Source organism: Dactylosporangium sp. NPDC006015 (assembly GCF_040614215.1).
Lineage (GTDB): Bacteria > Actinomycetota > Actinomycetes > Mycobacteriales > Micromonosporaceae > Dactylosporangium > Dactylosporangium maewongense.
In genome coordinates this window covers 1-25,971 of sequence record NZ_JBEXUD010000076.1, presented here as the reverse complement: position 1 = coordinate 25,971, position 25,971 = coordinate 1, and the positions used below count along the sequence as shown (strand labels likewise).

23 protein-coding genes and 1 pseudogene are annotated in these 25,971 nt (G+C 74.4%); 14 read left to right on the top strand and 10 right to left on the bottom strand.

From position 1 onward, the window contains the following. Window positions 1-97 precede the first annotated feature (97 nt). Together ABZ321_RS55660 and ABZ321_RS55655 are read left to right on the top strand one after the other, a co-directional pair. Window positions 98-427: a PadR family transcriptional regulator gene (locus tag ABZ321_RS55660; RefSeq protein ID WP_354904790.1), complete on the top strand. Its 330-nt coding sequence runs from the start codon at window positions 98-100 to the stop codon at window positions 425-427. Next, window positions 424-2,610: a hypothetical protein gene (locus ABZ321_RS55655; protein WP_354904788.1), complete on the top strand. Its 2,187-nt coding sequence runs from the start codon at window positions 424-426 to the stop codon at window positions 2,608-2,610. The genes ABZ321_RS55660 and ABZ321_RS55655 overlap by 4 nt, the downstream gene beginning before the upstream one ends. Before the next feature lie 1,184 nt (window positions 2,611-3,794). Here the strand turns inward: ABZ321_RS55655 and ABZ321_RS55650 are convergent. Further along, window positions 3,795-4,901: a DUF4872 domain-containing protein gene (locus ABZ321_RS55650; RefSeq protein ID WP_354904786.1), complete on the bottom strand. Its 1,107-nt coding sequence runs from the start codon at window positions 4,899-4,901 to the stop codon at window positions 3,795-3,797. 221 nt (window positions 4,902-5,122) lie between these two features. Here ABZ321_RS55650 and ABZ321_RS55645 point away from each other — a divergent pair, with 221 nt between their 5' ends. Further along, window positions 5,123-6,463: a DNA polymerase ligase N-terminal domain-containing protein gene (locus tag ABZ321_RS55645; protein ID WP_354904784.1), complete on the top strand. Its 1,341-nt coding sequence runs from the start codon at window positions 5,123-5,125 to the stop codon at window positions 6,461-6,463. A gap of 195 nt (window positions 6,464-6,658) precedes the next feature. On the opposite strand, the gene ABZ321_RS55640 is transcribed toward ABZ321_RS55645, so the two are convergent. After that, window positions 6,659-8,299, bottom strand: a complete 1,641-nt coding sequence (locus tag ABZ321_RS55640; protein ID WP_354904782.1) for an FAD-binding dehydrogenase — start codon at window positions 8,297-8,299, stop codon at window positions 6,659-6,661. A gap of 184 nt (window positions 8,300-8,483) precedes the next feature. Here ABZ321_RS55640 and ABZ321_RS55635 point away from each other — a divergent pair, with 184 nt between their 5' ends. The 3 genes from ABZ321_RS55635 to ABZ321_RS55625 all read left to right on the top strand — a co-directional run bounded on the left by ABZ321_RS55635 (window position 8,484) and on the right by ABZ321_RS55625 (window position 10,861). Beyond that, the gene (locus tag ABZ321_RS55635; RefSeq protein WP_354904780.1) at window positions 8,484-9,506 is read left to right on the top strand and encodes a helix-turn-helix domain-containing protein; all 1,023 of its coding nucleotides are present in this window, start codon (window positions 8,484-8,486) and stop codon (window positions 9,504-9,506) included. Window positions 9,507-9,620: 114 nt separating this feature from the next. Further along, entirely contained in the window at window positions 9,621-10,367 is a 747-nt protein-coding gene (locus tag ABZ321_RS55630) for a hypothetical protein (RefSeq protein WP_354904778.1), read from the top strand. Beyond that, window positions 10,364-10,861, top strand: a complete 498-nt coding sequence (locus tag ABZ321_RS55625) for a SigE family RNA polymerase sigma factor (RefSeq protein WP_344504249.1) — start codon at window positions 10,364-10,366, stop codon at window positions 10,859-10,861. The genes ABZ321_RS55630 and ABZ321_RS55625 overlap by 4 nt, the downstream gene beginning before the upstream one ends. Before the next feature lie 25 nt (window positions 10,862-10,886). On the opposite strand, the gene ABZ321_RS55620 is transcribed toward ABZ321_RS55625, so the two are convergent. After that, window positions 10,887-11,699, bottom strand: a complete 813-nt coding sequence (locus tag ABZ321_RS55620; protein WP_354904776.1) for an SDR family NAD(P)-dependent oxidoreductase — start codon at window positions 11,697-11,699, stop codon at window positions 10,887-10,889. A gap of 26 nt (window positions 11,700-11,725) precedes the next feature. On the opposite strand from ABZ321_RS55620, the gene ABZ321_RS55615 reads away from it, so the two are divergent. The 7 genes from ABZ321_RS55615 (at window position 11,726) to ABZ321_RS55585 (ending at window position 18,738) form a co-directional block, all read left to right on the top strand. Next, window positions 11,726-12,385: a hypothetical protein gene (locus tag ABZ321_RS55615; RefSeq protein ID WP_354904773.1), complete on the top strand. Its 660-nt coding sequence runs from the start codon at window positions 11,726-11,728 to the stop codon at window positions 12,383-12,385. Between the two features lie 151 nt (window positions 12,386-12,536). Next, on the top strand, window positions 12,537-13,511 hold the full coding sequence (locus ABZ321_RS55610) for a hypothetical protein (RefSeq protein ID WP_354904771.1): 975 nt from the start codon (window positions 12,537-12,539) through the stop codon (window positions 13,509-13,511). Window positions 13,512-13,738: 227 nt separating this feature from the next. Then, window positions 13,739-14,755 carry a nitroreductase gene (locus ABZ321_RS55605; protein ID WP_354904769.1) on the top strand — a complete coding sequence of 339 codons (1,017 nt, stop codon included), beginning with the start codon at window positions 13,739-13,741 and terminating at the stop codon, window positions 14,753-14,755. 160 nt (window positions 14,756-14,915) lie between these two features. Further along, window positions 14,916-16,106 (top strand): LCP family protein, encoded by a 1,191-nt coding sequence (locus ABZ321_RS55600; RefSeq protein WP_354904767.1) that lies wholly within the window; start codon window positions 14,916-14,918, stop codon window positions 16,104-16,106. Window positions 16,107-16,123: 17 nt separating this feature from the next. Further along, entirely contained in the window at window positions 16,124-17,764 is a 1,641-nt protein-coding gene (locus ABZ321_RS55595; RefSeq protein WP_344504243.1) for a sodium:proton antiporter, read from the top strand. 14 nt (window positions 17,765-17,778) lie between these two features. Beyond that, entirely contained in the window at window positions 17,779-18,045 is a 267-nt protein-coding gene (locus ABZ321_RS55590) for an acylphosphatase (protein ID WP_344504242.1), read from the top strand. A gap of 45 nt (window positions 18,046-18,090) precedes the next feature. Next, window positions 18,091-18,738, top strand: coding sequence for a class I SAM-dependent methyltransferase (locus tag ABZ321_RS55585; protein WP_344504241.1), 648 nt, complete (start codon window positions 18,091-18,093; stop codon window positions 18,736-18,738). Here ABZ321_RS55585 and ABZ321_RS55580 read toward each other — a convergent pair. The 4 genes and pseudogenes from ABZ321_RS55580 to ABZ321_RS55565 all read right to left on the bottom strand — a co-directional run bounded on the left by ABZ321_RS55580 (window position 18,735) and on the right by ABZ321_RS55565 (window position 21,973). Then, window positions 18,735-19,466 (bottom strand): hypothetical protein, encoded by a 732-nt coding sequence (locus ABZ321_RS55580; protein WP_354904763.1) that lies wholly within the window; start codon window positions 19,464-19,466, stop codon window positions 18,735-18,737. The genes ABZ321_RS55585 and ABZ321_RS55580 overlap by 4 nt on opposite strands. 430 nt (window positions 19,467-19,896) lie before the next feature. Next, window positions 19,897-20,298 carry a GGDEF domain-containing protein gene (locus tag ABZ321_RS55575; protein WP_354904815.1) on the bottom strand — a complete coding sequence of 134 codons (402 nt, stop codon included), beginning with the start codon at window positions 20,296-20,298 and terminating at the stop codon, window positions 19,897-19,899. Window positions 20,299-20,423: 125 nt separating this feature from the next. Then, window positions 20,424-21,128, bottom strand: a pseudogene (locus ABZ321_RS55570) (PAS domain-containing protein); the annotation flags it as partial. 452 nt (window positions 21,129-21,580) lie between these two features. After that, entirely contained in the window at window positions 21,581-21,973 is a 393-nt protein-coding gene (locus ABZ321_RS55565) for a helix-turn-helix domain-containing protein (RefSeq protein WP_354904760.1), read from the bottom strand. Window positions 21,974-22,079: 106 nt separating this feature from the next. On the opposite strand from ABZ321_RS55565, the gene ABZ321_RS55560 reads away from it, so the two are divergent. Next, window positions 22,080-22,958: an NADP-dependent oxidoreductase gene (locus ABZ321_RS55560; RefSeq protein ID WP_354904758.1), complete on the top strand. Its 879-nt coding sequence runs from the start codon at window positions 22,080-22,082 to the stop codon at window positions 22,956-22,958. 50 nt (window positions 22,959-23,008) lie between these two features. On the opposite strand, the gene ABZ321_RS55555 is transcribed toward ABZ321_RS55560, so the two are convergent. The 3 genes from ABZ321_RS55555 to ABZ321_RS55545 are packed head-to-tail and all read right to left on the bottom strand — an operon-like array spanning window position 23,009 to window position 25,917. After that, window positions 23,009-25,219, bottom strand: coding sequence for a bifunctional diguanylate cyclase/phosphodiesterase (locus ABZ321_RS55555; RefSeq protein ID WP_354904756.1), 2,211 nt, complete (start codon window positions 25,217-25,219; stop codon window positions 23,009-23,011). 41 nt (window positions 25,220-25,260) lie between these two features. Further along, a complete protein-coding gene (trxA, locus tag ABZ321_RS55550) occupies window positions 25,261-25,575 on the bottom strand; it encodes a thioredoxin (protein WP_354904753.1) in 315 nt (104 codons plus the stop codon). Between the two features lie 3 nt (window positions 25,576-25,578). Beyond that, on the bottom strand, window positions 25,579-25,917 hold the full coding sequence (locus ABZ321_RS55545) for a MerR family transcriptional regulator (protein ID WP_344504232.1): 339 nt from the start codon (window positions 25,915-25,917) through the stop codon (window positions 25,579-25,581). Window positions 25,918-25,971 lie beyond the last annotated feature (54 nt).

Sequence of the window (25,971 nt, the reverse complement as noted above, 5' to 3'; positions counted from 1 at the left end):
TAGGTTCAATTTTTCCGATTTTTTGCTCATGTACTGATTTGTCCTAGCACTCAGGGGCTATGTAGAAAAACGGCTGAGGGCTATGTAGAGTCGGTGCATGGCGTCGGATGTTCGAATGACCGCGGCGGTGGCGAAGGTGGTGTCCGCCTTCCTCGCCGATCCCGCCGTGGATCGATATGGCCTGGATCTGATGCGGTCGACCGGTCATCCGAGCGGCACGCTGTATCCGATCCTGCTGCGCCTGCAGCGGGCCGGCTGGGTCGACGCGCACTGGGAGGACATCGACCCGGTGGCCGCCGGCCGCCCCGCCCGCCGCTACTACCGGCTGACCCCCGACGGCGTCGTCGCCGCACGGACCGCGGTGGCGGAGCTCTATGCCCGGCTGGCGCCCGTCGTCGCGCCGCGGACCACCGAGGGGCTGGCATGACCGCGCTCGACCGCCTCGCCGAGGCCCTGCTGCGGCTGGCGGCCCGGCGGTGGCCGGCCTCGGTCCGCGAGGTGCAGCTGCAGGAGTGGTCCGCCGAGCTGCACGCGCTGCGCACCGAGCCCGGCGCGGGTGCCGGGCGGCGGGCGTTCGGGCAGCTGCGGTTCGCGTTCAGCCTCGCCGCCGCCGCGCCCGTCGACGACGAGGACGGGGTGCCCCGCGGCTGGCGCGACGCCCTGCCGGCGGCCGGCCGCGCCCTGCAGCCGTTCGCCGTGCTGGTGTTCTTCGGCCTGATCGCGATCGGCCCCGCCGCCGGCGTCCTCCGCGCCGTCAACGAATGGCTCCTCGGCCTGGCCGGCGTGAAGATCGGCTGGCCCTCGGGCGCCACGATCACCGCGCTGACGTCGGTGCCCGCGCTGCTCGTCCTCACCATCGTCGCGTGGTGGCTCGGCCGCCGCATGCCGCTGGGCCTGCCCCGCCTCGGCCGGGCCGGCTCCGCCGCCGCGGCGCCGCTGCCCCTGGCACTGGCGTTCGCGGTGCTCGTCGTGGGCACCCAGAGCTCGATCGGCATCGACGGCGAGACGTTCGCCGTCTGCCTGGTCATCGGCGCGCCGGTCTGGGCGGCGCTCACCGCGGCGCTGGCGGCGGCCGTCGCCCGGCTCACGTCCACGCGCCGCCGCTGGTGGCCGGTCGCCGTGCTGCTCGCCCTCGTGGGGACGCCGTTGGTCGTGGAGCTGGCGGTGACCGCCGCCGTCCTGCCGTCGATCGCCGCCTCCGGCGCTGACCTGTCGGCCGCCTTCGCCTGGGCACCCGACCTCGTCTCCGGCGCTGTCCTGGGCGGCGGCGCCGACTCGTGGTACCAGTCACACGGCGCCATCAGCCTGTTCAACGCCACCAATGCATACCCGGTGCACCTGCTCATCCTCACCGGCGTCGCCCTCGGCTACGGTGTGGGCGCGGCCCACCCCCGCCCGCCGAGGCCGGCACCGGTCCCGGTGCCCACCGCCGCCCCGATGCGCCTGCGCCCGTCCACCGTCACGGCCGGCGTGGTGGCGCTCCTCGTGGGCCTGATCTCGTGGGCCTACACGCTGACCGTCCTGACCCCCGCCATGCCCAGGGTCGGCGAGACGGCTCCGATGCCGGGCGGCGACGGCGAGCTGTACATGTGGGTCGCCGAGCTGCGCTGGGGCGGCGTGACCCTCGCCGCCCTCGGCCTGCTGCTGGCCACCGCGGACCGCCGGGCCGGCCCGCTCGCCGCCGCCATGCAGACCGTCGCGCTGCTGGTCACCGACGGCGTCCTGGCCCGGACCGAGTCCCCCACCCTGCGCACCGCCCTGACCGCGGGCGCGATCACCGCCACCGTCGCCTGGGCCGTCGCCGGCCCCACCCTCGGCAGGGACGGCCTGGCCGCCCGCCGCCGCCTCGCCTGGACGGCGGTCATCGCCGCCTGCTGCGGGCCGATCATGTTGGGCCAGGGCACCCCGGCGGTCAACCACCCGTTCCTGCCCACCGGCCTGTCCGTCACGACCGCGCTCGTCGCCGCGGGCCTCGCCCTCGTCGCCGCCAGGTCCGCCGCCGCGGCCCGCCCCGTCCCCCTGCACCCGGCCTGGTCCGCCGCCGTGACCGCCACCCCGGTGCTGCTCCTCGGCGCCCTCGGCCTCACCACCGGCGCCGGCGTGCCGAGCGACATCACGGTCACCGGCCTGCTCCTGTCCGCCCCGATGCTGCTCACGGTCATCGCCGTCATGCGCACCCGCCGCCCCGCCGGCGGCTGGGCCAGACCAACCCTCTGGACCGTCCTCGTCCTCACCAGCCCCGTGCTGAGCTTCCTGCTCGTCGCCGCGTCCCTGCTGCTGTCGATGTTCGCCGCCAACGTCCTGTTCACCGTCGCCGGCAGCAGCTGGGCCGCCGACGGCATGTCCCTCCTCCCCGGCGCCGTCATCCTCACCCTCACCATCGGCGTCCTCACCGCCAGGAAGCTGATCCGCACCCCGGAGCCACCCCCCGGCCACCCCGCCCTGCCCGCCCCTCACCCCACCCCGCCGCCGGGCCAACCAGCCGTACCGCCCCACGCCCCAGCCCTCCACCCGCCAGCCCTCAACCGGCCGTCCCCACAACTGCCGGTCCTCCACCCACCGTCCCTCCAACCAGCCCCACCAGCCGGCCGACCAGCCGCACGGCTCTAACCACCAACACCCAGCACCGCCACGCCACCCGGACCAGCAACCGCCCGCTCGCCCCCACCCACCGACACCCACCCGTCAGCACCCCACCCACTGGCCTCGCCCACCGGCCCGCCAGCCGGGCAACCAGCCGCACGAATCTGACCGCCAGCACTCAACACGCCACGGCCACCCGGGCCAGCAACCGCCCGTGGGACCAACACCGCCTTCACCACCGGTCCCGCTGGCTGGCCGTCCAGCCGCACGGAAGCAATTGCTGAAGCCCGAACTCGCCCCGCCTCGCCAACTGGGCAACCACCTGCCGGCCCTCCATCCGCCATCTCTGCAACCGGACCTGCCTTCGGCCAACCGGGCGCGCGGCGCTGACCACCAGCACCCCGACACGCCCTGCCATCTGGGCCAACAACCGCCCTTGCCGCCCGACCCACCGATCCTCCAGCGGCCAACACTCCAGCCACGGGCGCTTCGATCGACAGTCCAACCGGCTGCCCAGCCACACGGAGGCAGCCGTTGGATCTCGAACTCGCCGCGCCTCGCCAGCTGGGCAACCGCCCCGCCGGCCGGCCGAACAGCCGCACAGCCGCACAGCTCTGGTCGCCAGCACCCAGCGCGCCACGCCAGGTGGGCCAGCAACCGCCTTCGCCGCCCTACCCACCGGCTTTCCGACAGCCAACGCTCCGATCACGGGCGTTTCCAACGACCGACGCGCCAACCGGCCCGCCGGCTGGCCGACCCGGCCGCACGCACCGCTGCAGCCGTCGACGCTCCACCCGGCCCTGCCAGCCCGGCGACCAGCAGCGCCGCCTGATCCGCCCGCTGGCTCCACACCGCAACGCTGGCCACCGCCGGTCAGCCGGATCGATCTCCCGGCCCCGCCTGACCGTCTACCAGCCGCGGTGATCCGTCCACGGCGCTCCAATCGTCCTGCCCCGCCCAATTGGCAACGTGGGTGGGAGCGGGCCGCAGAGGATGTGGTGGTGGGTGGTGCCGGGTCTCCGGGGCGGCCGGGATGCGGTGACCGACGGTGTGGTGGCTGCCGGTTGATCCAAGGACGGATCCGGTCGTGGGGGCGGCCAGATCCGTCCTTGGATCAATGCCGGAGCGTTGTGGTCCGGCGGTGTATCGGAGTGCCAGCGGACCTGAGCCCACAGCCGCGTCCGGAGTCGAGCCGCCGCGGGCTGCGGTGGTCAGGTGGGTAGTTGGAGGAGGGGGATCGCGGACTCCTCGATGGTGCGGGCCTGGTCCAGGAGGTCGGCCAGGGTGGTGAAGACGGTGGTGGGGTCGGTGGTTGTGGGGTGGCGGGCGGTGGTGGACATCGCTGACCAGACGGTGGCGGAGGAGCGGAAGGCCGACGCCGCTTCGGTGAGGTGGGGATTGCCGGTCAGGGTGGCGGCCTCGTCGAGGAACTCGGCGTAGAGCGGGCGGGTGGCGGCGGGGGCGGTGTACTGCTCCTCCAGGCACTCGTGGAGCCGCCGGAGCGCGAACGTGAATGCGGCGGGTTCGGCGAAGCGGCGGGGGAAGCCGGTCTTCGTGCGGGTGTCGCGGAGCTGGGACGCCAGGCGGGTCATGCCGGAGAAGCCGAAGTTGGCGTCGAAGGCGTTGCCGAGGACGGGGCCGGTGAGGTGGGCGGTGGTTTCGGCGAGGGCGGCGGGGATCGCGGTGGGCAGGGGGACGGTGGGGGTGCCGGTGACGACGAGGCGGTGGTGGCGGCCCTTGCGGTGAGCGGACCAGGCCTCCATGAAGGCGTCCACGGGCAGCTGGTGCGGGGCGGCGTCGTGGACGGTGAAACCGCCGGGGTGTTCGTCCAGGACGAGGATGCCGTGGGGGTCCGCGTCGATGGGGACGGTGACGGTACGCCATGGCAACCGGCTCGCGGTCACAGTGCAGTACACCGGACGCCCGGCGGCAAGGGAGAGCCGCAGTGCTTTCAGAGCGGCCGCCGGGGTGGTGCTGTGCGACTCGGTGAACGGGACGCCGAGGCGGGTCAGCACCGTGGGGGTCCAGGGGGCGGGATGGTGCTGGGCGACGACGGTGAGCATCGGGGGCATGCCGCGGTAGTCGAAGACGGCGGCCATGAAGCCGATGCCGCCGCCGAGGCCGCAGGTCATCGGCTCGCTGAGGTCGGAGCCGGCGGCGTGCAGGAGGCGGCGAACGAGGTCGCTGGGCTGATGTTGCGGCGGGCGGGCGGCGGCGACGCGTGCAGCGACGACGTGCCTGCGGGCGGTGGTGTAGGACTCCCCGGTGCGCGTGCTGCGCTCACGGACGAGTCGCTTGAGATGCTTGTGGTCGGTCATCGCGGCTGCCTCACCGACGGTCGGGCCGCTTTCGCATGCCCACGCGGCGAAGTCGGCGACCGTCGTGCGGGACCGGGCCTCAACAAGACGAGCGGCGACCGCGATGGCAACGGACCACCTTCTCCCCCGCGCGGCCGGCGGGCGTGGGCCACCGGTCAGAGGGTACGGCGCGCGGACGGCGCCACCAGGCACTGTACCCCACCCCGTGCTTGACTGGAGCCATGGCGGGCGAGCGGCGGTTCGTGGTGCAGCGGCACCGCGCGACGCGGCTGCACTACGACTTCCGGCTGGAGATCGACGGGGCGCTCGCCAGCTGGGCGGTGCCGAAGGGGCCGACGCTCGACCCGAAGGTGCGGCGGGCCGCGTTCCACGTCGAGGACCACCCGATGGACTACGTCGACTTCGAAGGGGTCATCCCCGCCGGCGGGTACGGCGGCGGGGACGTCATCGTGTGGGACGCCGGGACGTGGGAGCCGTACAAGGACCCGGACCCCGCCGCCGCGGTGGCCGCCGGCCAGCTGCACGCGCGGCTGCACGGCGAGAAGCTGCGCGGGGCGTTCGTCCTGATCCGGACGGGGCGGCAGCAGAACGGCAAGGACGACTGGCTGCTGCTGCACAAGCGCGACGAGCACGCGGTCGACGGCTGGGACCCGGAGGACCATCCGCGCTCCGTCCTCAGTGGACGGACGAGCGAGGAGGTGCTCGCCGACCCCGACCGGCTGTGGGACCCGCACACCGGCGCCCGGGCGCTGCGGGCGAGCGAGCCGGAGCTGCGGGCGCTCGACCGGCTGTGCGACGGCGACGACTGGCACGTGTTCGGGCGCGCGGTGCGCGTCGGCGATCCGGGCACGGTCCTGTTCCCACCCTCACGGGCCGGGGAGGCGCCGGTCACGAGGCGGGAGCTGCTGCGGTACGTCACCCGGACGGCGCCGACGCTTCTCCCCCACCTCGCCGGCCGGACGCTCGCCCTGCGCCGCTACCCGGACGGTGCCGGCGGCCGCGCGACCTGGCAGCGCAGGCCGCCGCGGCACGCGCCGCCGTGGCTGACCGCCCTGAACGCGGACGAGCCGGCCGCGGTGGTGTGGGCGGCCGCCGCCGGCGCCCTCGAATGGCACGTCGACACGACGGGCCTGGCCGTGATCGACCTGGGCGCCGGCAACGCGTGGGCGGATCAGGTGGCGCTCGCCCGCCTGTACCGGACGGCGTTCGACCACCTGAAGGTCTCCGCCGGCGTGAAGGTCGGGCCCGGCATCGAGCTCTGGGTGCCGGCGGCCGGCGACGCCACCGCCTGGGTCGAGTCGCTCGCGCGCTCCATCGCGGCGGTGGCGCCCGGCTTCGAGCACCACGGCGTGGCGGGCGGGCCGGCGGCGGTCGCGCCGTACAGCCCGCTCGCCGCGCCGGGCGCGCCGGTGTCGGCGCCGATCGGCTGGGACGAGCTCGACGACCCGGCGCTGACCCCGGCGGCGTTCACGGTCCGCACGGTCGCGGACCGCGTCGCCGAGCGCGGCGACCTGTTCGCGGCCGCCCTCGCCCCACCGCGCGCCCTGCCACCGCTCGTCTGACGTCCCGCCCCCGCCGCCGGGCAGCAGGACGGCACGCCACGGACCGCCGGCCACCGCCAGCCGGCCACCGCCAGCCGATCACCGCCAGCCGATCACCGCCAGCCGATCACCGCCAGACGGCCACCGCCAGACGGCCACCGCCAGACGGCCACCGCCGGACCGGCCACCGCCGGACGGGCCTGTGGGTCGCCGGGGTCAGGCGATCGCGGCGGCCGCGGCCCGGCCGGCCACGCGGCCGGAGAACAGGCAGCCGCCGAGGAACGTGCCCTCGAGCGAGTTGTAGCCGTGCATGCCGCCGCCCCCGAAGCCGGCGGCCTCGCCCGCGGCGTACACACCCGGCAAAGGCGAACCGTCGGGCTGCAGGACCCGGGCGGACAGGTCGGTGTGCAGGCCGCCGAGGGTCTTGCGGGTCAGGATGTTGAGGCGGACGGCGATGAGCGGGCCGGCCTTCGGGTCGAGGAGGCGGTGCGGGGTCGCGACGCGGATGAGCTTGTCGCCGCGGTAGGCCCTGGCGCCGCGGATCGCGGTGATCTGCGCGTCCTTGGCGAACGGGTTCGTGAGCTGGCGGTCGCGGGCCTCGATGACGGCCTTCACGGCGGGAGCGGAGAGCAGGGAGGAGCCGGCCAGGGTGTTCATGCCGGCGACGAGCTCCTCCACCGTGGGCGCCACCACGAAGTCGGCGCCCTTCTGCTTGAAGGCCTCCACGGGGGCGGGCGCGCCGGGGCGGACCCGTTGCAGCACCTGCCGGACGCTGCGGTTGGTGAGGTCCGGGTTCTGCTCGGACCCGGACAGTGCGAACTCCTTCTCGATGATCTTCTGGGTCAGGACGAACCAGCTGTAGTCGTGCCCCGTCGCCATCAGGTGCTTGAGGGTGCCGAGGGTGTCGAAGCCGGGGTAGCACGGCGCCGGCAGGCGCTTGCCGGTGGCGTCGAGCCACAGCGACGACGGGCCCGGCAGGATGCGGATGCCGTGGTTGGGCCAGACGGGGTCCCAGTTCTGCAGGCCCTCGGTGTAGTGCCACATCCGGTCGGGGTTGATGATCTGCCCGCCGGCGGCCTCGGTGATGCCGAGCATCCGGCCGTCGACGTGCGCCGGGACGCCGGCGACCATGCGCTTCGGCGGCGTGCCGAGCCGGGCCGGCCATGCCTTGCGGACGAGGTCGTGGTCGCCGCCGATGCCGCCCGAGGTGACGATGACGGCCTGGGCCGACAGCGTGAACTCGCCGGTGGCCTCGCGGGAGCTCGTCTGCCCGCGCGCCACGGAGCTGTCGGCCAGGACGGCGCCGCTGACGCCGGTGACGGTGCCGCCGGTCTTCACCAGGGCGTCGACGCGGTGCCGGAAGCGGATCTCGACCAGGGGGCTGGCCTGGACCCGGCGGGCGAAGGGCTCGACGACGCCGGGCCCGGTGCCCCAGGTGATGTGGAAGCGGGGCACGGAGTTGCCGTGGCCGTCGGCGGGGCCGCCGCCGCGCTCGGCCCAGCCGACGACGGGGAACACGCGGTGCCCCATCGCCCGCAGCCAGGAGCGCTTCTCGCCGGCGGCGAACTGGACGTAGGCATCCGCCCACCGGCGCGGCCACAGGTCCTCGTCCCGGTCGAACGCGGCGCTGCCGAGCCAGTCCTGCCACGCGAGGTCGGCGGAGTCCTTGATCCCCATGCGGCGCTGCTCCGGCGTGTCGACCAGGAACAGCCCGCCGAACGACCACCACGCCTGCCCGCCGAGGCTCTGCGGCGGCTCCTGCTCCAGCAGGATCACCCGCTTGCCGGCGTCGGCGACCTCGGCCGCGGCGACCAGCCCCGCGAGCCCCGCGCCGACCACGATCACATCTGCATCCACGCCCTCAGACTAGGCATCGGCGTGCGAGAATCGTGGCGCCGGGAGCAGAATCTCGGCGTCGTTTTGTCACTCCGGTGACAATTTCGGGAGGTGTACGGTCGATCTCAGCGCCGCCGTCCGCGAGCGGCTCCGCGGCCTGCGCGAGCGGCTGCACGACCGGACCCTGGCGACGGTCAGCGCGGCGATGCTCGCCCAGGGCCGGTCGCTGTCCGGCGGGCAGGGGCGCGGGCTCACCATGGGCGTCGAGACGGCCGTGGACGCGTTCGTCGACACGTTCGTCGCCGGCGGCGACCTGACCCGCACCCGTGCGGTGTTCCACGAGCTCGGCCGGACGGAGTACCGCGAAGGCCACCGCATCGACGCGCTGCGCTCGGTGCTGACCGTCGGCGGCCGGGCGATCTGGTCCGCCGTCAGCGATCCCGGCGACGACGGCGAGGCGCTCGACCGCGCCGACCTGTCCGCCGTGGCGCACGCCCTGTTCGGCTACGTCGACGTGCTCGCCGGCGCCGCCGCCGAGGGGTACCTCGACGAGCAGCAGGACGCCGCGCTCGACTGGGCGCTCGTCCGGCGCCGCCTGATCACCCTGCTGGTGCAGCCGGACCCGCCCGGCGACGCCGCACTGCACGCCGCCGCGGAGGCGGCCCGCTGGCCGCTGCCGGCGACGGTGACCGTCGTCAGCGTCGAGGGCACCGACGCCGAGCACGTGGCCCGCGCGGTCGGCGGCAACGCGATCGCCACCGTCATCGACGGTGCGACCAGCGTCGTGCTGCCCGGCAGGACCGTCCGCGGGCTCACCGGGCGGCGGGCGGCGGTCGGGCCGGAGGTTGAGCTGCGGCGGGCGCGGACGTCGCACCGGCTGTCGCGGCGGGCGCTGCAGCTGCAGCAGTCGGGCACGCTCCCCGACGGCGTCGTCGCCTGCGACGAGCACCTGGTGACGCTGCTGCGCGCGTGGGAGCCGGGCCTCGCTGACCGGCTCGCCACCCGCGCCCTCGCCCCGCTCGCGGACGCGACCCCGGCGTCACGGGAGGTGCTCGCGGAGACGCTCCTGCAGTGGCTGCGCTGCCAGGGGCAGGTCATCGCGACCGCCGAGGCGTTGCACACCCACCCGCAGACCGTCCGGTACCGGCTGCGGAAGCTCCGCACGGCGTACGGCGACCGGCTCGACGACCCCGACGAGCGGCTGGCGCTGCAACTCGGCCTGTCCTGAGCCGCGGCCGCCGGGGCCCATCCCCACGCCCGGCGCAGCTGTGACGCACGCCACTGAACCGGAAGCTCGGCCCGGCCCGTCGGGAAGGGTGGACGGGCAGGTGGGGAGGCGCCGGTGGAGCTGGAGCTGCGGTCGCGGCTGGCCGACGAGCTGTCGGCGGGGCCGGAGCCGCCCATCGGCGACCTGGTCGCGGCGTCGATCCTGCAAGGGCGGCGGCTGCGGGTGACCCGGCGGCTGCGGCACGGGGCGGCCGCGCTGCTGGCCGTGCTGATGACGACCGGCCTGGTGAGCGGGTGGGCCGTGCTGCGCCCGGGGGCCGCGCAGGTCGGTGCCCCCGCGCTCGCCGGCCCGCTGGTCCCGGCCACCCCGGCGGGCCTGCTGGTGCTGCTGGAGTCGCTCCTGCCGGAAGGCGTGACCAGCGGCTACGCCGGCTCCGCCGACGGCGGTCTGATGGTCCAGGTGTACCTCGACACCGGCCGGGGCCCGGGCATGCTGCGCGTGGCGGTCGGCCGGGACACCAACGGCCCGCTCGGCACGGACGAGCGCGCGAAGCTGAGCCAGGGCGCGGTCACCGGCCCGTTCCGCCGGCCCGACGGCGCCGAGGTGACCGTCGCGTACCTGCCCGACAACTGCGTGCAGCGCACCGTCGTCGTGCTGCACCGCCCGGACCGGGTCGTCGTGCAGGTCAACATCGCCGCGTGCCTCGCCTGGGACGGCACCGCCAACGCGGAGGCGCCGCAGGTGCTCACCGCCGTGCAGGCCGAGGCGGTCGCCGCCGACCCCCGCTGGGGCGTCATGATCCCCCGCTCCCTCGTGGACGCCGGCGCCGCCCGCCACCCGACGCTGCCGGAGCTCACATGACGGATGCGGAGGAGGACTTCGTCGACTACGCGCGGGCGGCGGCGCCGAGGTTGCGGCGCACCGCGTACCTGCTCTGCCACGACTGGCATCTGGCGCAGGACTTCACGCAGACGACGCTGGCGAAGCTGTTCGTGCACTGGCGGCGCATCCAGCGGCGGGACGCCCCCGACGCGTACGCGCGGAAGGTCCTCCTCCGCGTCTTCCTGGACCACCAGCGCCGCAGCAGCAGCCGCGAGCTGGTCGTGCCGCACATCGCCGAGCCGGAGGCCCGCCCGGACCAGCCCGAGCTCCGGCTGACCCTGCTGGAGGCGATGGCCCACATCCCCGCCCGCGACCGCGCGATCCTGGTGCTGCGGTACTGGGAGGACCAGAGCGTCGACACGGTCGCCGACCTCCTCGGCATCCCCACCGGCACGGTGAAGGCCCAGAGCGCCCGCGCCCTGACCCGCCTCCGCCGCCTGCTGGGCACCACGGAGCTGGCCTTGCGCGACTGACCCGCGGGGCAGTGGGGTCAGGGGCTCAGCGGGCGGTCCAGCCGCCGTCGATGAGGAGGGTCTCGCCGGTGATGAGGGACGCGGCGGGCGAGACGAGGAACAGCACGGCGCCGGCCACCTCGACGGGTTCGCCGATGCGGTGCAGGGCGGCGATCCGCTCGACGACGTCGCGGCGGTGGGCGGGGTCGGCGAGGTACTCCTCGGTGCCGGGGGTGTGGATGAACGTCGGGGCGACCGCGTTGACCGTGATGCCGTGCCCGCCCCACTCGACGGCGAGGCAGCGGGTCAGGTGCGCGATCGCGGCCTTCGTCATGCAGTAGACGGCCTCGCCGGGCAGGGCGACGGCGCCGGCCTGGGAGCCGATGTTGACGATGCGGCCGTAACCCTGCCCGATCATGACGCGGCCGGCGGCCTGGCTGGCGAAGAAGGTGCCCTTGAGGTTGACGGCGAGGGTGCGGTCGAAGTCGTCCTCAACGACGTCCTCGGCGAGGTTCTCCGGGGCGATGCCGGCGTTGTTGACGAGGATGTCGAGGCGACCGAAGTGCGCGACGGTCGCGTCGACGGCGGCGCGGACCTGGCCGACGTCGGTGACGTCCATCTGCAGCGGCAGCACCCGCCGGCCGAGCGCGGCGACCTCGGCGGCGAGACCCGCGTCGGCGCCCGCGTCGCGCAGCCCGAGCGCGACGTCGGCGCCCGCGTGTGCGAGGGTGAGAGCGATCGCGCGGCCGAGCCCCCGCGCGGCCCCGGTCACCAGGGCCACCTGCCCGGGCACGTCGAACCGGGGCGCCTCGAACGGGGGCACGGCGGAGCGGGGCAAGGGCGCGTCAGAGCCGTCCATGCCGGCAGCGTACGTGAAGGGGCACGATGATCATCGAGGCGCGGTACAACGGTCCACCCGGCTCCGGCAACGGCGGCTACACCGCCGGGCTGGTCGCGGCGCACCTCGAGGGGCCGGCCGAGGTGACGTTGCGGAGGCCGCCGCCGCTGGACACGCCGCTCGCCGTCAGTACCACGGCCGGTTCGGTGCAGGTGCACGACGGCGACGCGCTCGTCGCCTCCGCGCGGGCCGACAGCGGGGAGCGGCCCGACGCGGTCCCGTCGGTCCCGTTCGCGGCGGCCGTCGAGGCGTCGGCGGGCTACCTCGGGTTCGCCGCGCACCCGTTCCCGACCTGTTTCGTGTGCGGGCCGGAGCGCACCGACGGCCTGGGCCTGTTCCCCGGGCCGCTGCCCGACGGCCGCACCGCCACGCCCTGGCGCGTCCCGGCGGACGTGTCGCCGGTCCTGGTCTGGGCGGCGCTGGACTGCCCCGGCGGCTGGTCCGTGCTGACGGAGGGCCGCCCGTACGTCCTGGGCCGCATGACCGCCCACGTCGACGCCGTCCCGCCGCCGGGGGCCGAGTGCGTGATCACCAGCCGGCACGTCGGCTCCGAGGGGCGCAAGGCGTCGGTGCTGTCCACGCTGTACGGCCCCGGCGGCGACGTCCTCGCCGTCGCCCACGCGACCTGGATCGCCGTCGACCGCTGACCCCGGTGCCCGCCGTGGTGCCGATGCGGTGACGCCGTGCTGTCGTGATGCCACGTGTCCCGCCGACTCAGGACCTTCGGCCCTGAGGACCGGTGCCGTGCCCGCCGATCCTGAGATGGCAGGGATGACGGCGGACGCTGGAGGCGACCCGATGCAACGCGACGACATTGTGCTGGCCCACGAGAAGTGGTTCCTCAAGGACCCGTCGGCCTACACGCCGGACTGGTCGTTCGCGACCCGGCCGACCACGCTCGCGGTGCTCGCGCTCGTCGTCGCGGTGACCGTGGCCTGGCGGGCCGTCGGGCGGCGGGTCGGCACCCCGGAGCTGGGGATCCTGCGCCCGCTCGGCCGGATCACCCCCTACCTGCCGCGCCTGCTGGCGATCCACCTCGGGGTCAGCCTGCTCACCCTCGCCGCCCGCGGCTACTTCCTCGCCGCCGACCTGGAGCTGCACGAGCTGCCCGCCCCGGCGCTGCTGGGCGTCGTGGAGGGTGCGCTCGGCGTCTGGTTCATCACCGGGTACCGGCTGCGCCGCGCCGCCCTGCTGCTGGTCGTCGTCGGGCCGGTGGCGCTCGCCGCGACCGGGCCGGTCAGCCTCCTGGAGGCCGCGGACCTGCTCGGCATCGCCGGGTTCCTCGCGTTCCTGCCGCCGTCCGGCGACCGGCACGGCGCCGTCACCCCCGACCCGAAGGCCCTGCGCCGGGCGCTGCTCGCGCTGCGGGTCGGCGTCGCGACCGCCCTGGTCACGCTCGCGTTCTCGGAGAAGCTCGCCAACCCGGCGATGGCCCGCGCCACCCTGGAGCACTACCCGCAGCTGGACGTCTTCGCCTACCTCGGCCTGCACGTCCCCGCCGACACGTTCATCCTCGTCGCCGGCGCCACCGAGCTGCTCTTCGGCCTGCTGGTCCTCTCGGGCGCGATGCCGCAGCTGGCGATGCTGGTCGCGGCGGTCCCGTTCAACGCGACGCTGCTCATCTTCGGCGCCCCGGAACTGCTCGGCCACCTGCCCGTCTACGGCGTCTTCCTGACCCTGCTCGCCTACGGCTCGGACCCGGCCACCGCGGGCGACGTCCGCTGGCTACCCCGCCTGCGCCACACCCCCGCCCCGCAGCCCGCCACCGCCTGAGCAACCCAGCCCAGGGCAAACCAGGAAACAAGCTGAGCAACCCGTACCGAGCAGCCGCCTGCGTCGCACCCCGCGCCGCAGGCGGCCCCTCGTACAGCGGCAGACAAACGGTCCTGAGAAGGCTGGGACCAAGGTCCCGCCGGTGCGGGCATCTGCGCCCTGCCCGCCACCCGCCGCCTGGGGCGAGGCTGGAAGCGTCACTCTCAGAGCATCCGAAGGAGCCCGTCATGGCCGCCATCCTGTACACCGATCACGGCGCCGCCGTGCGGGTCAGCCCGGCCGGCCGGGCGCTGACCGACGCCGTCCTCGCCGCCCTCGGCGCCCCGTCGATCCTCAACACGCAGCCGTGGCACTGGCGCATCGACGGCGACACCGCGCAGCTGCGCGCCGACCGGTCGCGGCAGCTGCCGGTGATCGACCCCGACGGCCGGCTGCTGACGCTCAGCTGCGGCGCCGCCCTGCACCACGCCCGGGTCGCGCTCGCCGCGGACGGGTTCGCCGCGGAGGTGACGTACCTGCCGGACGCCGGCGACCCGGACCTGCTCGCCACCGTGCGGGTCACCGGCGCCGGGGAACGCACCGCGGCGGCGCAGCGGCTGCGCCGGGCGATCGGCATCCGGCGCACCGACCGGCGGCCGTTCGCCGAGCGGGACGTGCCCGAGGCCGCCCTCGACGGGCTCCGCCGGGCGGCCGCGACCGCCGGCGCCGACCTGCACGTGGTCCGCCCGCGGGACCTGGTCGACGTCGTGGTGGCCGCCGGCCATGCGGCCGACGTCGAGCGGGCCGACCCGGCGTACCGCGCCGAGCTGGCGACCTGGGTGCACGACGGCGCCGAGGACGGGGTCCCGCCGGCGACCGCCGCGGAGGGCGGGCCACGGCCGGTGCCGGTCCGCGACTTCACCGGTACGCCGGATGCCCTTCCCAGCGTGTACGCCGGCGGCGACGTCGCCGACCGGCACGCCCGGTACGCGGTGCTGGTCACCGGCGGCGACCTGGCCCGCGACTGGATCGCGGCGGGCGAGGCGCTGTCGGCGGTGCTGCTCACCGCCGCCGGTGACGGCCTGGCCGCCTCGCCGATGAGCGACCTCGTCGAGGTCCTGCCGGCCCGCACGATGCTGCGCCGGATGCTCGGTGACGTCGGCCACCCGGCGATGGTGGTGCGCATCGGCGTCCCCGACCGAATCCAGCCCGCCCCCGCCTCCCCACGCCGCCCGTCGGGCTCGGCGGTCGACCTGGCAGGGTGAGCATCGCCACACTTGCCACCCGTACATCGGGTGAACACGGGACGACCAGTGGAAACTCGTCGGCGCTATCGTCAAAGACGGCCGACCCGAGTAGCGAGACGCAACGTTGCACGCCCCGGTTCCGTCTTCAGCATGAGATCGACGGTTGGAAGGGCGTGCGGTGGCGAAGAAGAAACGCAAGGACCCGCTGTGGGCGAAGCTGCTCCTCGTGCTGGGCGCGTTGCTGCTCGTCGCCAGCGGCGGCGGGCTGATCGGCGGCAAGCTGCTGCTGGACCACTACAGCGACCAGATCACCCATGAGGGCGGTCTCGGCCAGGCCGCCGCCGAGGGCAACATCATCGACGGCCCGATCAACCTGCTGCTCGTCGGCGTCGACGAGCGCGCCGGCAACGCCGAGATGGGCGCCCGCGCCGACTCGATCATCATCGCGCACATCCCGGCCAGCCACGACGCGGTCTACCTGACCTCGATCCCCCGGGACACCCGGGTCAGGATCCCGGCGTTTTCGAAGACGAAGTACACCGGCGGCACCGGCAAGATCAACGCCGCGTTCCAGGCCGGCTCGGAGAACGGCGGCGGCCGCGAAGGCGGCCTGGAGCTGCTCGCCGAGACCGTCAAGGCGCTGACCGGCGGCCTGCGGTTCAACGGCGCCGCCATCGTCAACTTCGACGGGTTCAAGGGCCTGGTCGACGCGATGGGCGGCGTGCACATGTGCGTCGACGAGCGGGTCATCTCCATCCACACCGGCTGGAACACCAAGACCGGCAAGGAGGGCGTGCCCTACAACTTCGTCAACGACCTCCCCACCACCCTCAAGCCCAACATGCGTGCCCAGACCTACGAGGTCGGCTGCTACGACATGGCGGCCTGGGAGGCCCTGGACTACGTGCGGCAGCGCGACAAGCTCGCCAACAACGACGGCGACTACGGCCGGCAGCGCCACCAGCAGCAGTTCATCAAGGCGATGCTGAAGAAGGCCACCAGCTCCGGCGTCATGCTCAACCCGATCAAGATCACCGAGATACTGAACAGGATGGGCGACGCGGTCTCGTTCTACAACAACAAGATCGACCTCACCGACTGGATCTTCACCCTCAAGGGCATCAAACCCGACCAGATGGTGACGTTGAAGGTCAACAACGGCGACTTCCACTCCGAGACGATCGGCGGGCAGTCGTACGAGATCCTCGACGACAACGCGAAGGCGCTCCTCACCGCGATCGTCCGGGACGAGGTCGGCCCGTTCCTCGCCGGGCACCCCGAAATGATCAACAACAACGCCGACCAGCCGGCCGTGACGCCCGGCGCGACGCCGTCGAAGTCGGCGTCTGGGAAGCCTTCCACCCGTTAGGCACCGACAATGGGGTGGTGGGTGCCGAGACGCTGCTGCTGTTCGCCCTCGCCGCGGTAGCCGTCGTCGTCGCGGTGCGCTGGTTCGCAGGGCGCACCGGGCTGCCCGCCGCCGCGATCCTGCCGGTCCTCGGCATCGTGTACGGGCTGCTGCCCGCCCCGGACATCACCCTCGAGCCGGAGATCCTGCTGACGTTCGTGCTGCCGCCGCTGCTGTACAGCACGGCACTCGACGCGTCGCTGATGGCGATCCGGCGCAACGTGCGGATCGTCGTCAGCCTGTCGGTCATCCTGGTGCTCATCACCGCGCTCGCCATCGGCGCCGGCTTCCACCACCTCGTCGCGGGCGCGTCCCTCGCCGCCGGGATCGCGGTCGGCGCCGCCGTCGCCCCGCCCGACCCGGTCGCCGCCCTCGCCGTCGGGCGCAGGGTCGGCCTGCCGCAGCGGCTCGTCACGATCATCCAGGGCGAGGGCCTGCTCAACGACGCCACCGCCCTCACGATCCTGAGCTTCGCGTCCGCGGCGATCCTCGGCGACAAGTTCTCCGCGACCGCGGCCGTCGTCCGGTTCGTCGTGGCGGCCGTCGGCGGTGCCGCCGTCGGCGCGGTCGTCGCCGTGGGCGTCGGGATGCTGCGGCCCCTCAACCGGGACCCGCTCACGGCCAACGCGATCTCCCTCGCCACGCCGTTCGCCGCGTACCTGCTCGGCGAGCACCTGCACGTCTCCGGTGTCCTCGCCGTCGTCGTCGCCGGTCTCGTCGTCGGCCACCACGCGCCCCGCGCCGCGTCGGGCGCCAGCCGCCTGCAGACCAGCGCCGTCTGGCGGCTCGTCGACTTCCTGCTCGAGGGCTTCGTGTTCCTGTACATCGGCCAGCAGCTGCCGGACGTGCTCCAGGGGCTGCGCCGGTACGAGACCTCCACCATCGTCACGGCGGTCCTCGTGTCGGTCGGGTCGGTGCTGCTCATCCGGCCCGTATGGCTCCTACTCACCCAGTCGCTGCCCAGGTCGCTGCACTCCCGCCTCGGCACCGGGCAGCACGCCGGCAAGCTCACCGGCCGGGAGGTCACCGCGCTGAGCTGGGCCGGCACCCGCGGCGTCATCAGCCTCGCGGCCGTGTTCACCCTGCCCATCATCACCCCCGACCGCGACCTGCTGCTGTTCTGCACCCTCACCGTCGTCCTCGTGACGCTCGTCGGGCAGGGGCTCACGTTCGGCCCCCTCGTGCGCCGCCTCGGCCTGCGCGCCGACGCCGTCGACGAGGCCCGCCTGCGCAACGAGGCCCGCTCCGCATCGGTCCGCGCCGCCCTCGAACGCCTCGACGACCTCGCCGTCGTCATCGGCGAGAAGCCCGGCCGGCGGTCCGCGGAGGACGCCGCCGCCGAGATGGAGGCGATCCAGGTCATGCGCGGCCTGCTCAACCAGCGCCTCGCCCGCTACCAGGGCCGCATCGACCTCCTGCAGAACGCCGAGTCGCCCGAGATGCCGGTGTCGCCGCGGTACGAGGCGGCGCTGCGGGTCCGGCGCGCCGCGATGGACGCCCAGCGGGAGGAGCTGCTGCGCTGGCGCGACGCCGGCACCCTGCCCGACGAGGGCCTGCGGGTCCTGGAGCGGGAGCTCGACCACGAGGAGCGGCTCCTGCCCGAACGGCCGTCCCGATGACGTAGCGTCGCAGCATGGAGCGCAGGCGGGTGCTGGTGTCGGGACGGGTCCAGGGCGTCTACTACCGCGACACGTGCCGGCGGGTCGCCGTCGGCGCCGGCGTCGGCGGCTGGGTCCGCAACCTCGACGACGGCCGCGTCGAGGCGGTCTTCGAGGGCCCTCTGGAGGCGGTCGAGCGGCTGGTCGCGTGGACCCGCCAGGGCCCCGCGGAGGCGTCCGTCTCCGGCGTCGAGATCCACGCGGAGGCCCCGGAGGGCCTGGCCGTCTTCGCCATCCGCTGACCGACGGCGTTGCGCCCCGGCGGAGGGCTCCGGGATAGTCGGCGGATGGGTGACGGGGACCGGCTGACGACGCTGCTGGACGAACAGGCCGCCTTCTACCAGGCGGTCGCGTCCGAGTACGACGACCATGCGCTGCACTTCGACGGCGGCGACGAACTCACCAGAGCCATCGACGACTTCCGGCCGACCGGCCGGGTCCTGGAGCTCGCCTGCGGCCCGGCCACCTGGACCCGGCAGCTGCTGCGGCACGCCACCGACCTCACCGCCGTCGACGCCTCCGCCGAGATGCTCCGCATCGCCGCGGCGCGCGTGGGTGCGGCGCCCGTGCGCTTCGAGCGCGCCGACCTGTTCAACTGGCGGCCGGACCGCCGCTACGACGTGGTGTTCTTCGGCTTCTGGCTGTCCCACGTCCCGGCGGAGCGCTTCGCGCCGTTCTGGTCCATGGTGTCCGACTGCCTCGAACCGGACGGGCGGGTGCTCTTCGTCGACGACGCCTACCGCACGGAGGAGGAGCTCATCGAGGGCGCGGACTCCCCGGTGATCCAGCGCCGGCTCACCGACGGGACGCCCTACCGGATCCTCAAGATCCCGCACCGGCCCGCCGACCTCGAGCGGCGGCTCGACGAGCTCGGCTGGGCCGTCACCGTCCACGCGACCGGCCCGTTCTACTGGGGCAGCGGCGGCCGCCGCTAGCCGGCCAGTTCCACCGGGGCGGCGGACGCGACCGGGCCTGCCACGGTTGGTGCCGTGCGGCGGCGGGAGACGGACCAGGCGCGCAGCGCCACGATCGGGACGACGAGCGCCGGCGTGACGACGTACAGGAACATGCCGGCGCTGCCCCCGCGAGTGACGGCGGCGGTGTAGCCCTCGGCGTCGAGGCGCTGGGCGACGCCGTCCAGGAGATCGGCCGAGACGCCGACGGCGAGACCGATCCAGACGGGTGCGACCGCGGCGGCGAAGGTGGCCACGCCGCGGTACCACTTCGGCAGGAACGGGATCGCGACGACGAGCCCGGCGAGGAGGGTGATGACGGCGGGCCAGGCGAGGGCGCGGCCGCCGAGCTCGAACGCGGAGTAGCTGACGCGCTCGGCCCTGCCGTCGCGCAGCCCCCAGTAGTCGGCGCCGAGGTGCGGGGCGCTGAGCATCGTGACGCCGGCGGTCACCGCGACGAACACCACCAGGTCGTGCGGCCGGGCGAGCAGCAGCACGAGGACCATCGCCAGGAGCGCGACGCCGAGGACGCCCAGGATCCAGCCGCCCATCGCGTACGCGCCGGCGGCACCGTCGCTGGCCTCGGGGGTCGGCCCGATCTCCGGCAGGTGGGCGGCGGCGAGGCGCTCGTCCAGGTAGCTGATCTTCAGGCGCAGCGCGGCCGTCAGCAGGATCATCAGGGCCGCGACCAGCGCCGCCGGCGGGCCCACGACCCAGCGCAGGGTGGCCGGCGACTTTCAACAGCGCGGTGACGAGGACGACGAGGAGGCCGCCGCCGATCAGGTACGCGATCCAGTACACCGGCGCCTGCTGGCCGTGCAGCTCGAAGAGGGTCGCGGAGTCGCCCGGGTGGGCGTCGACGAACGGGATCCGGCCGCCGAAGAACAGCAGCACGGTCGCGACCACCGTGAGGAACGCCAGGCCGAGCGCCGGCCGGCCCGGCGGCGGCGCGACCGGGCGGCGCCTGCGGCGCAGCACCGCCAGGGTGGCCAGCAGCGCGAGCGCCAGCAGCACCCCCGCCCCCGTCAGCACGGTGACGACGGTGACCTCCGTGTCCGACGGTGCCAGGTCATCCATGCGGCGCCTCCCCCGAGTCGACCGCCGATCCTGGAGGACCCGGCGGCGGCAGGAGGCCCCGTGCTAGGCGGCTTCCTGCAGGGCGACGCGGCCGGCCCGGGACTTCTTCGCGCGGTACATGGCGGCGTCGGCGCGGGCGACGAGGGCGTCGGCGTCGACCGTGCCGGGGCGCGCCCAGCTGACGCCGATGCTGGCCCGCGGCAGGATCCGCATGCCGTCGAACCGCAGGGCGGCGCTGTCGGCGGCGACGGCGGTGGCGAGGGCCTCGGCGATCCGGCGGGCCTGCGGCCGGCCGGCGACGTCGCGGCAGACGACCACGAACTCGTCGCCGCCGAAGCGGCCGACCACGTCGCCGTCGCGGACCGCGCCGCGCAGCAGGTCGCCGACGTGGGTGAGGAGGCGGTCGCCGGCGGCGTGCCCGTGCCGGTCGTTGACCTGCTTGAACTCGTTGAGGTCGACGAAGATGACGGCGACACCCCGCGGCCGCCCGCCGGCAGGGCCAGGGCCTCTTCGAGGGCGGTGAGGGTCGCGGCGCGGCTGCGGCAGCCGGTGAGGGCGTCGTACGTCGCCTGCCGGTGCAGCTCCTCGCGCATCCGGACCGCGTCGGTGACGTCGGTGAGGCAGATGATGGCGCCGGTCACCCGGCCGTCGTCGCCGACGAGCGCGCGGACCTTCGCGTCGACGCGGCGCAGCCCGGTGTCCGGGTGGCGGAAGCCGTACTCGAGGTCGGCGTCGGCGCCGTCGCGCAGGACCGCGTCGAGGGCGTCGGAGACCTTGGGCAGGTCGCCGGGGGTGACGCCGCCGGCGAGGCGGGCGCCGTCGAGCACGTCGCCTTCCCCGGTGCCGACGGTGCGGGCGACCCGCGCGTTCTGATACACGATGACCCGGTCGGCGTCGATCTGCAGGATGCTCATCGGCAGCGCCTCGGTGAGCCGGCGCAGCCGCTGCTCGCTGGCCCGCAGCGCCTCCTCGGCGGCCATCTCGTCGCTGATGTCGAGCATCTCGCCGACGACGTGCGGGTCCCCGGGCGTGCCGAGGAAGCTGTGGTTGGTGATCTCGAACCAGACGGCGCGGCCGTCGCGGTGCAGGTGCCGCAGCCGGACCCGGCGGGCGCCGCCGTCCGGAACGGTGAGCAGGTCCATCCAGCCGGTGATGGCCCGCTGGTGGTCGTCGGGGTGGACGAGGTCGATGGTGCGGCGGCCGACGAGCTCCTCCGCGGTCCAGCCGAGCAGCCGCTCGATGCCCGGATCGGCGGCGGTGATGACCGCCGTCTGGTCCTTGCGCACGGTGACCATCCGCGGCCGCACCGGGTCGGCGCCGAGCGCGCCAAGCGGCCCTTCCAGTCCCGTGATGCAGCAGGTGTACAGGCCGAAGCGGTGCGTCGTGTCGACCAGGAGCATGCGGGCGACGACGCCGGGCGCGGCCCTCGGGCGGACCAGGCACTCGGCGGCGCCCTCCGTCACCACCCGGTGCCACGCGTCGACGACCGCCGGGTGGTCCTCGCCGACGATGAGGCCGAGCGCGGACGACGGACCCTCGAGCGGGCGCAGGCCGCTGCGGCGCAGCTCGTCCGGCAGCGGCGCGAACAGCCCCTGCACCGTGACAGCGCTGACGAACGCGTCGGGGTGCTCCGCCAGTACAGTGGCGAACACCGCGTCGCGGGCGGCGGCGTCCATCGTCGGTCCCGGCATGCCCGCGTCATCGGCCGGGCGGTCGCCCGCTGAAGGGCTTGTGACGCCGCCGATGCTCAAACGGTCTCGTAGGCGTCCCGGGCGGCCATGATGTGCTCGATGTTGGTCTCGGCCCAGGCTTTCAGGGCGCCGAGGACCGGGGCCAGGGACTGGCCGAGCGGGGTCAGCTCGTAGTCGACGCGGACCGGGACCGCGGCGGTGACGGTGCGCTTGACCAGGCCGTCGCGCTCCAGGGTGCGCAGCGTTTGGGTCAGCATCTTCTGGCTGGCGCCGGCGATGCGGCGCCGCAGCTCGCTGTGCCGGCGCGGGCCGTCGGCGAGCGCGTTGACCAGCAGGCCGGCCCACTTGTCGGCGATCGTGGCGAACACCTCGCGGGTCGGGCAGGCGGCCATGTAGGCGTCGTAGAGGACCTTCGCCTCGAGGCGCTGCTGCTCCGCGGTCTTCGCCATGACGGTCCCTTCGCGTCCCTAGGGCACTTTCAGGTGCCTGGTTTCCAACAGTACCTGCCTCGATTCAGGCTGGTCCCTGTCAGAGCGACACCAGAGGGGGATCGTCATGCGAGTTGTCGAGGTGCAGCGGTACGGCGGGATCGACGCGCTGCGGGTCGTGGAGCGGACTTCGCCGGCCCCTGACACCGCCGGGCGGGTGCGGGTGCGGGTCGAGGCGGCCGCGGTCAACCCGGTCGACGTGGCGACGCGGGCCGGCTGGCTGGCCGCGCTGCTGCCGGACCTGACCGGGCCGTTCGTCCTGGGCTGGGACTTCGCCGGGGTCACCGACGACGGGCAGCGGGTCGCCGGGTTCGTGCCGTGGTTCGAGCAGGGCGGCACCGTCGGCGCCCAGGCCTCGGTGCTGTTCGCGGACCCGGCGTGGTTCGCGCCGGTGCCCGCCGGCACGGATCTCGTCACGGCGGCGACGCTGCCGCTGAACGCGGTCACGGCGGCGCAGGCGCTGCGCATCGCCGGGCTCAGCGCCGGCCGGTCACTGCTCGTCACGGGGGCGAGCGGCGGCGTCGGCGGGTTCGCGGTGCAGCTGGCGGCGGCCGCGGGCGTCGAGGTGACGGCGGTCGCGTCCACCGGCGACGAGCCGTTCGTCGCGGGGCTCGGCGCGAAGACGGTGCTGTCGCGCACCGACCCGCTGCCGCCGAAGGCGTTCGACGCGGTGCTGGACGCGGCGTCGGTGCCGGGGGCGATCGGCGCGGTCCGCGACGGGGGCGTGCACGTGGCCGTCACCGACCCGGCCGCCCCGGCTGCCGAGCGCGGCGTGCGGGTCGGCACGGTGCACGTGACCCCGGACCGGGCGCTGCTCGCCGAGCTGCTCGGCGCGGGCCTGGTCACCCGGGTCGCCGGCACCCTGCCCCTCGACGAGGCGGCGGAGGCGCACCGGCGGCTGGAGGCCGGCGGCCTGCGCGGCAAGCTGGTGCTGACCACCTCCTGACGGCGGTGGTCCAGGCTGGCCGCCTCCTGACGGCGGTGGTCCAGGCGCGGTCAGCTGGTGCCGGCCGCCCTCCTGACGGTGGTGGTCCAGGCGGTCAGCTGGTGCTGGCCGCTCGACCTGACGAGGTCCGGCGCGGGCCGGCCGTAGAGGTACCCCTGGACGAAGCGGTAACCCAGCCGGTACAGCTCCTCGGCCTGCGCCGCGGTCTCGACCCCTTCGGCGATCGCGGTCAGCTGGAGATGGTTGCTCACGTCGATGAGGGCCCGCGCGATCACGGCCTGCCGCCCGGGCGTACCGACGTGATCCACGAACGACTTGTCCACCTTCAGGATGTCGACCGGCGCCGTCTGCAGCAGGCCGAGCGACGAGTGCCCGGTGCCGAAGTCGTCGAGGGCGATCCGCACGCCGAGCGCGCGCACCGCACGCAGCGTGTCCAGGGCGGTGTCGCTGTCGAAGACCGCGGTCTCGGTCACCTCGACGACCAGGTGCCGCGGCGGCAGGCCGGTGTCGGCGAGCACGGCGGCGACCGACTCGGCGAAGCCGGGCTCCGACAGTTGCCGGGCCGAGACGTTGACGCTCACCCGCTGCGGCGCGTCGGCGCCGAGAGTGGCCCGCCAGTGCGCCATCCGGGTGCACGACTCGCGCAGGATCCAGGCGCCGAGCTCGACGATCAGGCCGTTGTGCTCGGCGACCGGCACGAAGTCGGCCGGGCTGACGAGCCCGCGCAGCGGGTGCCGCCAGCGCACCAGCGCCTCCACCGCGACGGTCTCCCCCGACGGGAGGGCGACGATCGGCTGGTACGCCATGAAGAACTGCGACTCGTCGAGGGCGGTGCGCAGCTCGGCGCCGAGCTCGGCGTGCTCGGACGCCTGCCGGTCGAGGGCCGTGTCGTAGCGCAGCACCCGCCCGCCGGTCTTCTTCGCCGCGTACATGGCGACGTCGGCGCGGCGCAGCGGCTCGAACTCCTCGCCGGTGCCCAGGCAGTCCGCGACGCCGACGCTGGCGCGCACCAGCAGCCGGTGCGAACCTGCCTGGAACGGCCGCTCCAGGGCCTCGGCGTAGGCGGCCACGTCGCCGCCGGGCAGCAGCAGCGCGAACTCGTCGCCGCCGAGCCTCGCCACGGTGTCGCCCGGGCGGGCCACCGACCGCAGCCGCTCGGCGACGGCGATGAGGAGCCGGTCGCCGACGCCGTGGCCGAGCCGGTCGTTGATGCCCTTGAAGTCGTCGAGGTCGATCAGCGCGACCGTCGCGGGGGTGTCGAGCGCCGCCCGGATGCGCGCCTCCAGCTCCCGCCGGTTGGCCAGGCCGGTCAGGTCGTCGAGCATGGCGAGCCGGTGCACCTGCCGGACCAGCCCCGCCATGCGTACACCCACCAGCAGGAACAACACGACGGCGCAGGCGCCGACCGGCAGCCAGTCGATGTCGTGCGGCCGGGTGACGCCCTGGACCAGGAGCACGCCCGGGGCCAGCAGCGACGAGCTGGCCAGGGTCAGCAGGCGCACCCACCCGACCGTCGCCCGCGCCTCCCGTGCCTTCGCCCGGGGCGCTCTCGACGACGGGTGCAGCCCGGCGGCCGCCCACAGCACGTAGGACAGCATCCAGCCGGCGTCGAACAGCCCGCCGCCATAGGAGGTGTACGACGTGACGATCGAGTACATGACGTCGGCGCAGTTCAGCAGGGCAAGCGACGTGGCGAGCAGGCCGATCCCGGCGTCGCGCACAGCGCCGGAGACGAACAGCCTGGCGAGCATGGCCAGCAGCAGCGCGTCGAACGCCGGATACGCGAGCGCCACCACCCGCGTGCCGATCGCGGTGCCGTCGTCCGCGATCGGCTGCATGAGGAACGTCCACAGCACCAGCCCCGCGCCCGTCGCCACGATCGAGGCGTCCAGGACCGCCGCGCGGCTGCGGCCGGCCCGCTGCCGGACCAGCACGAACACGCCGGAGGCGAGCAGCGGGTACGCGGCCAGGTAGAGCGCGTCCGCCACCGACGGGAACGGGTCCTGGTGCAGCACGTGCGCGTAGTAGGTGTAGACGGCGTCGCCGCTCGACCACAGCAGCATGCCGGCCGCGAACAGCCACCACGCGGGCCGTTCCTTCGCGGCCTGCCTCGGGGCCACGGCGAGTAGCACCGTCGCGGCGGCGGCGCCGAGCCCGTCGTAGACCAGGCCGGCGGCGAGCGACCCGGTGGGGAGCAGGAAGTAGCCGACGGTCGTCAGTACGCCGGCGACCGTCCACCACATCCACAGCTTTCCCCGCACCTGTGCTATTTCGGCGGGTTCGCCGCCTGGTTGAGGGTGCTTCAGCTCACGGTGTCGAGCTGCGCCCGCAGCTGTGACTTGGGCCGCGCCCCGACCACCTGCGACACCAGCTCCCCGTTGCGGAACAGGCTGAGCGTCGGCATCGACAGCACCCCGTACGCCCGCACCGTCTCAGGGTTCGCATCCGAATCGATCTTCACGATCCTCGCCCGGCCCTCGTACTCCTTGGCCAGCTCCTCCAGCACCGGCGACAACCGGTGGCACGGCGGGCACCATTCCGCCCAGAAGTCCACCAGCACCGGCAGCTCGCTGCCGAGCACCTCCTCGGCGAACGTGGCATCCGTGATGTCCTGCATGACTCAGCCCAGCTCCTTCACGATCGTGGCCCGGATCCGCCGCAGCCGCACGATGTAGTCGTCGATCTCCGCGAGCCGGCGGGTGAGCACCTCGACCGACCCGGGGCACTCCGCCCCCGAGCTGTGCCCCTCGCGGATGCACTCCACGAACGGCCGGGTGTCCTCGAGGTTGAACCCGATCTCCAGCAGGGCACGGATCTCCCGCACCAGCCGCAGGTCCTCCTCGTCGTACTCCCGGTACCCGTTCGACGTCCGCCTGGCGCTGAGCAACCCCTGCTGCTCGTAGTACCGCAGCGCCCGCGCACTCGTCCCGGCCTGCTCCGCCAGCTCACCGATCCGCATGCCGCCAACCCGACCCTCGACTGGTTCCACAAGTACGTGGTCACCGAGGTGTCC